Origin of the sequence: Rhodococcus sp. NPDC057135, from assembly GCF_042670865.1 — a bacterium.
In the GTDB taxonomy this organism is placed as follows: domain Bacteria; phylum Actinomycetota; class Actinomycetes; order Mycobacteriales; family Mycobacteriaceae; genus Rhodococcus_F.
The window spans coordinates 294407-306871 of sequence record NZ_JBHUUU010000003.1 but is presented as its reverse complement, the minus strand read 5'-3'; the positions used below and the strand labels follow the sequence as shown (position 1 = coordinate 306871).

General features: G+C 61.6%; 12 protein-coding genes. 4 read left to right on the top strand and 8 right to left on the bottom strand.

The genetic code is table 11. The features are described from left to right. Positions 1 to 63: 63 nt before the first annotated feature. Both ACFT1A_RS06900 and ACFT1A_RS06895 read left to right on the top strand, forming a co-directional pair. Complete coding sequence (locus ACFT1A_RS06900; protein ID WP_378446366.1) at positions 64 to 1086, top strand: sugar-binding transcriptional regulator; 1023 nt, start codon at positions 64 to 66, stop codon at positions 1084 to 1086. Positions 1087 to 1103: 17 nt separating this feature from the next. After that, on the top strand, positions 1104 to 1874 hold the full coding sequence (locus ACFT1A_RS06895) for an SDR family NAD(P)-dependent oxidoreductase (RefSeq protein ID WP_378446365.1): 771 nt from the start codon (positions 1104 to 1106) through the stop codon (positions 1872 to 1874). A 22-nt stretch (positions 1875 to 1896) separates the two neighbouring features. On the opposite strand, the gene ACFT1A_RS06890 is transcribed toward ACFT1A_RS06895, so the two are convergent. From ACFT1A_RS06890 to ACFT1A_RS06875, 4 genes are all read right to left on the bottom strand, one after another. Continuing rightward, complete coding sequence (locus tag ACFT1A_RS06890) at positions 1897 to 3375, bottom strand: FGGY-family carbohydrate kinase (protein WP_378446364.1); 1479 nt, start codon at positions 3373 to 3375, stop codon at positions 1897 to 1899. Between the two features lie 40 nt (positions 3376 to 3415). After that, a complete protein-coding gene (gene xylB / locus ACFT1A_RS06885) occupies positions 3416 to 4813 on the bottom strand; it encodes a xylulokinase (RefSeq protein ID WP_378446363.1) in 1398 nt (465 codons plus the stop codon). 24 nt (positions 4814 to 4837) lie between these two features. Then, positions 4838 to 5155 carry a WhiB family transcriptional regulator gene (locus ACFT1A_RS06880; protein ID WP_230814392.1) on the bottom strand — a complete coding sequence of 106 codons (318 nt, stop codon included), beginning with the start codon at positions 5153 to 5155 and terminating at the stop codon, positions 4838 to 4840. Positions 5156 to 5224: 69 nt separating this feature from the next. Continuing rightward, entirely contained in the window at positions 5225 to 5455 is a 231-nt protein-coding gene (locus ACFT1A_RS06875) for a DUF3263 domain-containing protein (RefSeq protein ID WP_378446362.1), read from the bottom strand. A 192-nt stretch (positions 5456 to 5647) separates the two neighbouring features. Between ACFT1A_RS06875 and ACFT1A_RS06870 the strand changes: the two genes are divergently transcribed. Beyond that, positions 5648 to 6835 (top strand): ROK family protein, encoded by a 1188-nt coding sequence (locus ACFT1A_RS06870; RefSeq protein WP_378446361.1) that lies wholly within the window; start codon positions 5648 to 5650, stop codon positions 6833 to 6835. Positions 6836 to 7101: 266 nt separating this feature from the next. After that, the gene (locus tag ACFT1A_RS06865; RefSeq protein ID WP_378446360.1) at positions 7102 to 8403 is read left to right on the top strand and encodes an MFS transporter; all 1302 of its coding nucleotides are present in this window, start codon (positions 7102 to 7104) and stop codon (positions 8401 to 8403) included. A 46-nt stretch (positions 8404 to 8449) separates the two neighbouring features. On the opposite strand, the gene ACFT1A_RS06860 is transcribed toward ACFT1A_RS06865, so the two are convergent. The 4 genes from ACFT1A_RS06860 to ACFT1A_RS06845 form a co-directional block, all read right to left on the bottom strand. Then, complete coding sequence (locus ACFT1A_RS06860; protein WP_378446359.1) at positions 8450 to 9250, bottom strand: crotonase/enoyl-CoA hydratase family protein; 801 nt, start codon at positions 9248 to 9250, stop codon at positions 8450 to 8452. A gap of 65 nt (positions 9251 to 9315) precedes the next feature. Further along, positions 9316 to 10296, bottom strand: coding sequence for an LLM class F420-dependent oxidoreductase (locus tag ACFT1A_RS06855; protein WP_378446358.1), 981 nt, complete (start codon positions 10294 to 10296; stop codon positions 9316 to 9318). 49 nt (positions 10297 to 10345) lie between these two features. Further along, positions 10346 to 10747 (bottom strand): nuclear transport factor 2 family protein, encoded by a 402-nt coding sequence (locus ACFT1A_RS06850; RefSeq protein WP_378446357.1) that lies wholly within the window; start codon positions 10745 to 10747, stop codon positions 10346 to 10348. Further along, positions 10744 to 12465, bottom strand: coding sequence for a class I adenylate-forming enzyme family protein (locus ACFT1A_RS06845; RefSeq protein ID WP_378446356.1), 1722 nt, complete (start codon positions 12463 to 12465; stop codon positions 10744 to 10746). The genes ACFT1A_RS06850 and ACFT1A_RS06845 overlap by 4 nt, the downstream gene beginning before the upstream one ends.

The window sequence follows — 12465 nt, the reverse complement described above, 5'->3', positions numbered from 1 at the left end:
TCCAGCACAATTGTTCACGTGAACTAGGTGCGTGAGCATCTGTTCATGCGGTACCTTTCTGTCATGCCGATCAGCAGCTCAGACGCGATGCCACTACCCGCGTCCACGCCTGCCGGTTCGACATCGACCAGCACAAACAGCACATTCACGCACGCGTTGCTCTACACCGCGGCCAAGCTCTACTACGACGAAGACGCCACTCAGGCCGAAGTGGCAAAAGCCCTCGGCACCAGCCGCGCTACCGTCAGTCGCATGCTTTCCGAGGCGCGAAGACAGGGCATAGTCCGCATCCAAGTTGTGCCACCTCAGGAAGAAGCGCATGGGAGCCTGGCCGAGCGGTTGCGCGTCAAGCTCGGACTGCATCGCGTGTACCTCTCTGGTCCTCTACCCACTCCGGCGCAGCAGAAGGGCACGGTCGACGTCATGGGATCGGTACTCGCCCCGGCGACGGCCGAGGCGCTCGCCGGCGCCGGCCTCGTGCCAGGTGACGTACTGCTCGTGTCCTCCGGGCGGACGGTATACGAAGTCGCGCAATACGATCTGACACCCATTCCAGGAGTCCTCGTCGCTCCCACTGTCGGTGGCAACGACCAACCAGAAGAGTGGTACCAGACCAACGAGATCACCCGCTTGATCTCGAACAAGATCGGCGGACGTCCGAATTATCTTTTTGCGCCGGCGCTTCCAGGTCCCGATCTGTATCCGACCCTCACCAAGGATCCGGCCATACAGCGAGTTCTCGGCCTGTGGCCACGGGCTCGGGCTATCCTCATGGGCATCGGCGCTCCCCCCCTACTGCGCGCCGACATTCCGCAGTTCGTTCCGATAACGTCGTCGTCGCTTCGAGAAGCCGTGGGCGACATCTGCTCTCGCTTTTACGATCGTGACGGCAACACCGTCGACTTCCCCGGTAGCGAACGTCTTATTGCGCTCGAACTGTCTGCACTGCAAGATATCCCGGTGGGCATCGCCGTGGCCGTCGGTGCCGAGAAAGTCGCTCCCATCATCGCCGGTGCGCGCAGCCGGTACTTCAATCAACTTGTCACCGACCCCACCACCGCACAACAGATACTTGCGGTCGAGTAACTTCGAAAGGCTTTGCCATGCCTACTGCGTCAGCGCGTCCGCTCGACGGAAAACGCGCTCTTGTCACTGGAGCCTCGAAAGGCATCGGCACGCAAATCGCACACGCCTTCGCCCAAGCCGGTGCGGACGTAATCGTCTCCGGTCGTAGCCGTTCCGAACTCACAACGCTGGCCGACAGACTCAGCGACAGTTTTGGCGTGCGCGCCGAGATTCTCGTTGCAGACCTCGCATCCCCCGACGCACCGACCCAGGTCGCACAAGAGTCTCTCGCGGTATTCGGTGGACTGGATGTGCTGGTCAACAACGCTGGAATCTCGTATCCCGAATTTGTCACCGCCATAACCGAACCCAACTTCGACGCGGTTCTGAACGTCAACCTCCGTGCCCCGGCCTTGCTCGCCGCGAAGATCGGCTCAGCCATGGCCGATGCGGGCGGCGGAGCCATCGTGACGGTTGCGTCAGCAGCAGCATTACGCGCGTTGCCCGAACACTATTCGTACTGCATCGCAAAGGCTGGTTTGGTGATGGCCACCAAAGTGCTTGCCTTGGAGTTGGGTAACCGCGGCGTCCGGGCGAATTCGGTCTGCCCGACGGTTGTACTCACCGAGATGGGCCAGACGGTATGGGGTGAGCACGACAAGGCTGCACCGATGTTGAATCGTATCCCGAGTGGCCGCTTTGCCGTGCCGGACGAGGTGTCCGAGGCCGTCGTCTGGCTGGCGTCGGACGCCGCAGCCATGGTGAACGGAACCGATCTTCCCATCGACGGCGGTTACCTCGTAAGCTGAACGGCCGCAGCCAGTGGGCGGTTCAGCCGAATTCGGCGAGGGCGTGGATTTGTTCCTTCGTCGACGGGTACAGCGTCAACCACGTTTGATACAAATCCTCGTACATCGCGCTGTTGGCTGCGTTCGGCACTACTTCGTGCGACAGAGTCGTCCAATCGGTATCCGGCGCAACAAGTCCGGTCCCGATCGCAGCCAACAACGCGTCGCCGTAGCTGGCGCCGATGGTCTGAGCGGGAACCAACTGTGTGTGTCCGGTGATGTCACTGATCGCCTGTGTCCAGACCCGACTCTTGACGCCACCTCCCACAGCGATCGTGCGCCGGACGGGCTCATCTGTGTCACTGAACATTTCGAGTATCTGACGGATCCCGAAGGCAATGCCCTCGTAGGCAGCACGAAACAGATGCCCCCGGCCGTGGCGCAATGAGAGTCCTGCGACAACGCCTCTGGCTTTGGGGTCGAACACGGGGCTACGTTCGCCGGCAAAGTACGGAAGAATCAACAACCCTTCGGCGCCGGCCGGCACCGCCTCAGCTTCGGCGAGCAACTGTTCGAATGGTGCATCACCGGTGAGCTTTTGAAGCCATCCGGTCAAGCTTCCGGCGGTGGATGTGCCGGCCGCGAGTGCCAGAGTGTTCTTCTGAACGCCCGCGGTTGTCCACAATGCCGGGTTGCTGTGAAACTTGTCGAGCACCTGCACAAGGAACATCGTCGACCCGTACATGAGCATGAGATCCCCTGGGTGACGGGCACCCACACTGAACCCCTCGGAAAAGGCGTCGACGGTACCCGCGACAACAGGAGTGCCGGCCGGTAGTCCGGTCTGCTCGGCTGCGCGGGCGTGCACAAGTCCGACAACATCACTCGGCCATACCAAACGTGGACATTCCAGATGTCCCAGAATGCGATCGAGCCGATCGGATTTCCAGCTGAAGTCTCGAACCGAATAGAGCGGATCACACTGACTGGCCGTGTGATGATCTTGAATGTACTCGCCGGTCAGCTTTGCGGCGATGTACGAATTCGAGCCGTACCACCGCGTCGCCGCGGCAAAAATATCCGGTTCGTGGATGCGCACCCACTCGATCTTCGGTCCGACGGCCTGACTCGACAGGAGTTTGCCACCACAATCGAGTATTGCCTCCTCGCTGAACAATTCGGTCAGCGAGGCCACTTCTGCCGAGGCTCGACTGTCGATTCCATAGAGGATAGCCGGACGAACAGGACGAAGTTCACTGTCGCACAACACCAATGCCGGACCGACGCCACTGACACATACGCCGGCCACCTTGGCGTTCGTAGGAACCTGCGCCACTAGACGTTTCGAGATCTCACACACCTCGGACCACCACATCTTCTCGGCGTCCACCTCGGCCCACCCGGGCCGGGGCATCGAGATCTGATGATCGATCTGCTCGGTTGCCAGGACCACACCGTCAGGGGTCACTAGAACCCCTTTGCTGCTACCCGTCCCCATGTCTATACCTACCAACAAGTCCACGGAGTCACCCTAACCGAGCGGACGGTGTCAGGCTCTGTGGTTACACGCCTTCGGTGAGTTCGCGCAACGACGCGTAACGCTCACGCACGTGGGGAGCTGGTTCGGCGTCGAATCGCCGCTCTTCCGGTTTCGGCCACACCGGCGGCTGCGCGTCCCCGGAAAGTGTCCATGCTGCTTGCCTGCAGGCTCCCTCGGCGACGTACTCACCCGGAGCAGGGATCACGACCGGCACCCCGAGAATTGCCGGCGCTATCTCACAGAGAGCACGAGACTTGGCTCCGCCTCCCACGAGGAGAACTCGCTTCACCTCGACGCCCTGACGAACCAGATCGTCGACGCCGTCGGCCAAGCCGCACAGGAGACCTTCGACTGCGGCTCGCGCAAAGTGCGCAGGCGTCGAGTTCTCCAAACGGAAACCGTGCATGGCTCCCGTGGCATCGGGCCGGTTGGGCGTCCGTTCACCCTCGAAGTACGGAATCATGACCAGACCGTCGTTTCCGAGGGGCGCGGTCAGCGCCAACCTGGACAGTTCGGCGTGATCGACGCCGAGAATGGATGCCGTCGCATCAAGAATGCGAGCTCCGTTGAGAGTGCACACCAGTGGCAGGTGCAGTCCGGTTGCGTCCGCGAATCCGGCCACGTTTCCACTGGGATCGTGTGTGGGCGTTACTGATACAGCGGACACGACGCCGGAAGTTCCGATCGAGATGATCACGTCACCGGGGACTGCACCCAAACCCAGTGCGGCTGCGGCATTGTCACCCGTGCCCGGCCCGATGATTCCCCCGGAGCGAGTGCTTCCGATCTGTTCGTTCGGCGCTGCAACTCGGGGAACCTGTGGGGTTCGATCGCGAAATGCCAACGCCAACATATCGGTACGGTATTCGCGCGTCGCGGCAGCGTAATAGCCGGTTCCACTGGCGTCGCCCGCATCTGTCGCAAGTTCCTTCAACGAACCTGACCCGCCCAATTTCCAGGACAGCCAGTCGTGCGGAAGACACACCGCGGCAGTGCGATCGGCGTTGGCCTGTTCGTGATCTGCCAGCCATCGAAGCTTGCTTGCCGTGACCGCGGCGACCGGAACGACTCCGACGGCGTCGGCCCATTCCTTCGATCCGCCGAGTTCGTCGACCAGATCGGCCGCAGCCTTCGCCGAACGAGTGTCGTTCCACAGCAACGCCGGCCTGACGACCTCGCCGCCGTTGTCCAGACACACCATGCCGTGCTGTTGAGCTCCGACGGAAACGGCTGCAACGTCGTCCAGCCCACCCGCCGCGGCGATTGCACTGTCCATCGCCTCGAGCCAGCGTGCCGGATCTATCTCGGTACCGACTGGATGAGCCGCTCGTCCTTCTCGTACCAGTTTGCCCGAATCGGCGTCACGGACAATGACTTTGCACGACTGGGTAGACGAATCGATACCGGCAACGAGAGTCACACTGGAGTCCTTTCCGAAGGACCGTCAGCTCGCGTTGGCGACCGCGGGCATCCGGTTGCTGCGCTTTCGCAGCGATCGCACATATTCTGCGCGCTCGGTCTCCGTCATTCCACCCCAGATGCCGTACGGCTCGTGGACGGACAGTGCGTGTTCGCGGCACTGCTGGAGAACAGGGCACGTTCCGCAGACCTTCTTGGCGTTGCGTTCACGGTTCTCGCGAGCATGTCCGCGCTCGCCGTCCGGGTGGAAATACACCGCGGAGTCGTGCCCGCGGCACGCTCCCTGCAGCTGCCAATCCCACACTTCGGCGGTCGGGTACGGCATCGGAAGGTGCTTGTGCATGATGGCGACCTCAATTCCTTACTCGGGTGAAACGGATTCGGGTGACTCGGGACTTACGCCGGGTCGGACTTATCGACGCGTGGCCGATCGGCCGAGTCGATGTGCGCAGACCGAAGCGAGTTCGCCGGTGACCGGCGGAGTAAGCGCTGCGACGCCGTCGTCGAGAATCGCCTGCAGCCTGCGGAAATACTCGTCCGGTGCGAGGCCGAAAGTTACAAAGATCTCTTCGTCAGGTCCACCGTCGAACTGCTGCCACTTACGTGCGAACTCGACGATCTCTTGTGTATCGGTGCGGCTCATCAGGTTCTCCCCTGTTTGTGCGCCCTGCTTCACAGAAACTGCGACTCGTCTCCTCGGACGCCCGTGGCAGTGAGTCAAGACACAGACTATGCCTACTTCTGCTTTTTCACAAGACCTACTTACGTCTTTTTGTGGACAAAGTCAGGGAACTTTCGCACTGAAGTTACCGACGAGGAATGCTTGAATAGGACAATGACCCGACCGTCCACGACTCCGGCTACCGCGGGAGAGGTATTCACGCTGATACGCAGCGGTTCAGCGACCACTCGCAGCGAGATCGGGAAGCTCACCGGCCTGTCCAGGACGGCAGTATCGGCCAGGGTTGCCGCACTTCAATCGCTTGGTTTGATCGCCGATGACGACGAGGGTCCGTCGACAGGCGGCCGGCCTCCGTCCACTCTCACGTTCGCGAAATCGTCCGGCGTGGTTCTCGTCGTGGCGATCGGTCGATCGCGGGCACAACTTGCCGTCACCGACCTGGCGGGCACAATCCTCGCCGCGGAAGACATCGACAAGTCGGTCGGAGTCGGCCCGGACGAACTGATGCCCGAAATTGCCGAGCATCTCTCGTCACTGCTGGCCCGGGTCCAGCGGAAGTCGACCGAAGTCATCGGAGTCGGACTGAGCATTCCGGGAACCGTCGACGTCGCCGCAGGAGCCAGCCTCGATTCTCCGATGATGGCGGGATGGGACGGAGTTGCCCTCGCCCCGTACTTGACATCGGTGACGACGGCACCACTTTTTGCCGACAACGATGCCAACGTGATGGCTCTGGCCGAATTGAGCGAACGCCGCGAGAGCGCGCCCAACCTCCTGATGATCAAGGCATCGACAGGATTGGGCGCGGGAATCGTCCTGGGCGGAGTCCTCCAACGCGGTTCACTCGGAGCCTCCGGCGAGATCGGGCACACGAAAACTGCTGCGGCACGCGGCATGAAATGTCGGTGCGGCGACGTCGGCTGCGTCGAAACCGTCGCCAGCGGTTGGGCTCTCGTGCACGCCCTCCGAGATCAGGGCCGAAGCGTCGGGCACGTGCGTGACGTGGTCCGCCTCGCTCTGGACGGCGACAGCGAGGCACGCCGACTCATCAGAAGTAGCGGTCGACTGATCGGCGACGTCATTTCCGGCGCGGTCAACCTCCTCAATCCCGAGGTCCTGATCATCGGCGGCGACATGGCCGAGGCGGACGAACTCTTCCTCGCCGGGCTTCGAGAGTCCGTGTACGGCAATGCAACGGCGCTGGCCACCCGAAAGCTGCAGATCGCATCGGTCAGCCACGGCGCACAATCCGGCATTCTCGGCTGCGCGGTTCTTGTCCTCGACCACCTCCTCAGCGCCCGGGAAATCGACCTGCGCATTGCCGCGTCGCCCCAAAACTGAGCGCCTGATTTCTCGCACGCTCCGCACCGGATAATCAGACCTTTCCGACACCTCTTGTGTTGACGCACACACTTCTGCATAATTCATTACCTACCGATCATTCGGTTGCCGATATTGACAATGGGATCGCGCAGGAACGCTCCGAGTCAGCCACAAGCATGCACCGAGCACACCGGCAACGTCGCAGATCGAACAGTATTTCTCCCCTGTTCCGACTTCGCAGTTCACCTCTTCGGTGGGCCACGTGACTGGCAGAAAGTAGCTCGATGACCACTACCAGAACTGACACCAAACCCGCCGCGAAGGAGTACGACCGCGCCGCGATGGCGTCGATGGTCGGCACCACCGTCGAGTGGTACGACTTCTTCATCTACGCCCAAGCCGCAGCGCTGATTTTTGCGGACCTGTTCTTCAAGCCGATGGGCTCGGCAGGTCAGATCGTTTCCTACGTCACGGTCGGCATCAGCTTCGTCTTCCGTCCACTCGGCGCCATCGTCGCCGGCTATCTCGGTGATCGACTCGGCCGAAAGCGCGTGCTGGTGGCAACTCTGGCAATGATGGGCGCCGCGACGGTCCTGATCGGTGTACTGCCGACATATGCCTCGATCGGAATCTGGGCGCCGATCCTGCTGATACTTCTCCGAATCGTGCAGGGATTCTCGACGGGCGGCGAATGGGGCGGGGCCGCTCTTCTTGCCGTCGAACATGCACCCACCAAACGCCGAGGGTTCTTCGGTGCCTTCGTCCAGATGGGTGTACCGCTCGGAATGTTGCTCGCCACCGGTGTTTTGGCACTGTGCACGTTCACCCTCACTGACGAACAGTTCACCACCTGGGGATGGCGAGTGCCGTTCCTGCTCAGCGTCGTGTTGATCGGCGTCGGCTTCTACATCCGAAGCAGGGTCAGTGAGTCACCCGTCTTCGCCGAACTCAAGGAACGCCGCTCCGAGAGCAATACGCCTATCCGCACGCTCTTCAAGAAGCACCCCAAGCAGGTCGTACTCGCAGCCCTGTCCTTCATCGGCACAAACGGCAACGGCTACATGGTGATCGGTGGATTCATCGTCGCGTACGCGACCAAGACGTACGGCCTGGGTAAGACGGAACTACTGATTGCCACGCTCGCCAGTGCCGTCACGTGGGGCGTGTTCACCATGATCGGCGCCTACTGGTCGGATCGGCGCGGCCGCACCACGGTGATGAACGTGGGCAACCTCGCAATGATCCTGTTCGCAGTGCCGTTCTTCCTCCTCATCGACACCGGAAATCTCGGCTGGATCTACGTGGCGATGATCCTCTTCTCGGTCGGACTCGGGCTTTCCTACGGACCTCAGCCGGCGTTGTTCGCCGAACTGTTCCCGGCATCGATCCGTTACAGCGGCGCGTCGATCTCCTACGCCGTCGGCACCATTTTCGGTGGCGCTTTCGCGCCAACCGTCGCGCAGTGGCTCCTCGGCAGAACAGGTGGCACTCTGGCCATCTCGATCTATCTTGCCCTGTTGGCCGCGGTGTCCTTCGTCGCAACGATGCTCATCAAAGACCGATCAGGACGAGATCTGATGCTGTGATCAACCTCGACGTGGACGCCGCACGGCGCCGCGATGCCGGAGTTCGTCAGCCGAACTTCCGAATGGCGAACTCCGGCAACTTCTTCGCACCGTTCGCGGTACGCACGATCTTGTGGTTTCTACCCCGCATCAAAGCCAGTTGGATCCGCGATTCGATCCAGAATGCCCAGCGAGGCGATCGGTTCCAGGTCTTGTGCAACAACATCTTCGTTGCTGCGACGGCGTCCGGCGAGCGAGTCATGATCTGCGACAGCAGTTCCTGTGCCGGCTTGAGCGGATTGTCGCTGACTCCGCTCACGAAACCCCACTCGAGAGCCTTATTTCCGTCGAACAGTTCCGCCGTCATGGCGAGGCGTTTCACGACGTCCATTGCCGCGAGTTCACGCATCGTGATCGTCCCGGTCATGTCTGGAATCAATCCCCACTTCGCCTCCATCACCGAGAACGTGCAATCAGGGGTGGTAAAGCGAAAGTCTGCGGCGAGCGCCAATTGCAGTCCCCCACCGAAGCAGTGGCCGTGAACGACCGCGATGACCGGCACGGGCAATTCGCGCCACACCCAGCACGCGCGCTGAAACAGGTTGGTCTTCTGACCGGCGAATTTTGCAAAGGCCCTTGCCATCCGCCTCGGTTGCTTGCCCGCAGAAGCGAAGTCCAACCCCGCAGAGAATGCGTCACCCGCGCCTTGCAGAACTACACCCCGAATCGAACGATCGGTTTCGATCGTTCGAGCGGCATTCACCAGCGCGTCGAGCATGTCCAAATCGAGACCGTTGAGTTTCTCCGGTCGGTTCAGCGTTACGTACGCCACCGACTGCACTACCTCGACACGAACACGATCACTCACGGCAACTCCTCCGATTCGACATATCCCCGACGAACTTACCTGAGAGTAAGTTCGTCGGGGATTCGTCATGCCATCTCGGCGAGAAGTTCCATGGTCACTTGCCCGGCCGGGTCCGAATCAGTGGATGAAGGCACGGCCACGACGGTATCCACACCCTCCGCTCGGTACGCCTCGAGTTGCGCGCGAGCATCGGACGCAGTTCCCACGATTCCCACCATCGCCACCATGGCGTCGGAGACCTGACTCAAGAGCTCTCGCGGTGCGGCTCCGGCCCTCGCTGCCTCGATCACGTCTGCGAAGCCTGCGCGGACGAACATGTCCGAGTATCCGGGGGCAGCGAGATACGGAACAAGCCCACGTCTGAGTTGGTCGATCGAGACCTGCGACGGTCCATTCTCGGCGACAGCAGCCGGTGCCCACACCGACACGACGGGCATGCCCGTCTTCAACTCGGCCGCGATCTCCTTGCATCGCGAGATCAAACGACCGGCCTGCTCCGCACTCACCAGATTGAGCACCAGTTCGTCACCCAACTCCACGGCTGCCCGAAGCGCCTTGTCTCCGAATGCCGCAACGATCAACCGGCCACCCGGCGGCTGAAGGCGCAGTCGGTATCCACTGGTCCGCATCACCGTTCCGGCGACTTCGCCCCGCTCGCCGTTCATCAGCGCTCGCACACCGCGGGCGGACTCCGCGAGTGCACGTGCCGACCCGGATCTGCTTCGCCCATGCCATTTTTCGACCACGACAGTGCTGGACGTTCCCAACGCGATCGACACGTGACGCCCGGTCAAGTCCGCTACCGACGCCGCCCCGATCGCGATCATCGCCGGATCACGAACCGTCACTGCCAGCGGGCCGACCACCAACTCGGAGCGCTCGAAGCCGGCGCCGACCGACGTAGCCAACGCAAAGGCGTCGTACGTCGCCATCTCCCCCACCCACACTCGGCCGAACCCCAGTTTGTCGGCAAGGCGCGCAGTGACGGTCACCTCGCGCGGCGGACGGTCCTGCCACAAACCCAGGGAGATGTCGACAGTCGGCATTCCTCGCTTCGAAGTCTCGCTACTCGAAATCCCGCTACTCGAAATCCCGCTACTCGAAATCGGAGACAAGACCCATTCCCTTCAACAGTGTCGGACGGTCGTAGTATTCGAGCCACTCGGTGATCCGTCCGTCTGCCATGGTGAGGATTCCGACAACAGGCACGACGCCGTGGGTACCGTCGAAGTGGAAGTCGTCGACTCGCTGCACGAATACCCTGCCGTCGATCACGCCGAGAGATTCGATTTTCAAGGTGATCCGTTCGCACTTGCTTGCCAGCAACGCAATTCGGCCCGCGACAGCTTCCTTGCCGACAAGAGGTTCCTGCATCACGCTGTGGAGCACACCGTCCTCGGCGAACAGGTCGACGACGCGTGTCCAATCCATGACGTCCCAGGCCTGGAACATCTCACGCGCCAGCGCAAGTTTTTCACTGTCGTTCATCACACTCATGCCACACTCTTCTGTCGAAGTTCACGCTTGAGGATCTTTCCGGTCGAATTGCGCGGCAACTCTTTCCGAATCTCCAGCCGTTCGGGAAGCTTGTACGACGCGATGCGCTTGTCCTTCAGGAACGCGACCAGAGCGTCCAGTTCGAGTTCCGTCTCGGGCCGCAGCGTGACCACTGCTGCGACGCGCTCACCGAGCACTTCGTCGGGGTCGCCGATGACGGCCACATCCGCAACTGCCGGATGCTCGGCGATCAAACCCTCCAGTTCGGCTGGGGCGATGTTCATTCCGCCGCGGATCACGAGGTCCTTGCCTCGATCCAGGTAGCGGAGGAACTGCCCGTGATCACCGGCGATCTCGAAGATGTCTCCGGTGCAGAGGAATCCGCGTTCGTCGAACGGCGACGGTCGATCGCCGAGATAGCCGGCGAAGACCGTCGGTCCGCTGATTCGCAACTCACCCGGGTACCCGACTTCGGTGATGTCCTCGCCGGTGACCACGTCCACCAAGCGAACGGCCATCCAGTCCGAGATCCTGGTGCTCCAGCGAAAGTTCTCGACACCGAAGCGGGGGAAGTACCGTGCGCGGTCGTCCGGATCCGGCATGTCCGCAGGCGAGGAGAGCAGACTGATGCCTTCGTTGGATCCGAAAAAGTTGATGACTCCGATTCCGTATCGCTCCTGCCATCCCCGCACCATCGGAGGTTGCAGTGGCACCGAACCCGAACCGATACGGGTCAAGCTCGACAGGTCGACCGCCGCGAGCATCGACTCGTCGGCGAGCAGCATCCACAACAGCGCAGGCGGCGCTACTGTGTACGTCACTCGCTCGGCCTCGATCTGCCCGAGGAACACTCGAAGGTCGAACGGGTGGTGCTGTACCAGTACACATCCCGTGCGGAGCCACGGCAAGAACATTCCGTTGATTCCGGCCATGTTGACCATCGGGAACGGGTTCAACAAGACGTCGCCGACGACGATGTCGGGAGCGTCGATCGTGGCCCAGCAGATGGCCAGCCACTCGTAGTGCGAACGCGGGACCCCCTTCGGTTCGCTTTCGGTCCCGGAGGTCCAACAGATCGTCATCGCATCGTTGGGGTCGTTGGGATCTTCGGTGTTTCGTTCATCCAATTCACTGCGCTGTGTTTCGGTGGCCGCCCGAGGACTCAGCCCCACGACACCGGCGGGAAGCTGAGCCGCAAGCTCGGACGCGGGAGCGTAGGCGAACACCGATCTCAGAGAGGGAATCCGAGATCTGATTGCGGCGATCTCCGTAGCAGGGAGTCTGTCACCAAAACTGGGTACGGTGACAAATGCTGCAAACGCCGCCTGGTTTGCCATTCCTTCCACTTCACGTTCGCGGTACTGCATGGGCAAGGGCGAGACCACGATCCCCAGAGACCATGCTGCAAGGTAGACCTCGACCAATTCGACGGTATTGGGCATCTGCACGCCCAGAACATCTCCCCGGCCCAAACCCACCTCGGAGAAGCGGGCAGCGAGCGCGATGACTTCGCTCTCCAGTTGGTTCCAACTGAGGCGTCGTGGATCTCCGCCGGACAACTCAGTCCGGTTCGCCGGATCAACTACCGCGAGTTCGTCGCCGCGGACCCGCACCTGCGCCCGGAACACCTGATCGATCGTCTCGTCGGACCACCACCCCTTCGAGGTGTATTCGTCCACCTTGCCGCGAGGATGCAATCCCCTGTGTGTCTTGTTCAT

Coding starts and splice junctions, on each gene's coding strand:
- ACFT1A_RS06855 (WP_378446358.1), bottom strand. CDS start 10,296: ATGCCGACTGTCGACATCTCCCTGGGTTTGTGGCAGGACCGTCCGCCG.
- ACFT1A_RS06850 (WP_378446357.1), bottom strand. CDS start 10,747: ATGAGTGTGATGAACGACAGTGAAAAACTTGCGCTGGCGCGTGAGATG.
- ACFT1A_RS06900 (WP_378446366.1), top strand. CDS start 64: ATGCCGATCAGCAGCTCAGACGCGATGCCACTACCCGCGTCCACGCCT.
- ACFT1A_RS06865 (WP_378446360.1), top strand. CDS start 7,102: ATGACCACTACCAGAACTGACACCAAACCCGCCGCGAAGGAGTACGAC.
- ACFT1A_RS06895 (WP_378446365.1), top strand. CDS start 1,104: ATGCCTACTGCGTCAGCGCGTCCGCTCGACGGAAAACGCGCTCTTGTC.
- ACFT1A_RS06845 (WP_378446356.1), bottom strand. CDS start 12,465: ATGAACAAGACACACAGGGGATTGCATCCTCGCGGCAAGGTGGACGAA.
- ACFT1A_RS06880 (WP_230814392.1), bottom strand. CDS start 5,155: ATGCACAAGCACCTTCCGATGCCGTACCCGACCGCCGAAGTGTGGGAT.
- ACFT1A_RS06875 (WP_378446362.1), bottom strand. CDS start 5,455: ATGAGCCGCACCGATACACAAGAGATCGTCGAGTTCGCACGTAAGTGG.
- ACFT1A_RS06870 (WP_378446361.1), top strand. CDS start 5,648: ATGACCCGACCGTCCACGACTCCGGCTACCGCGGGAGAGGTATTCACG.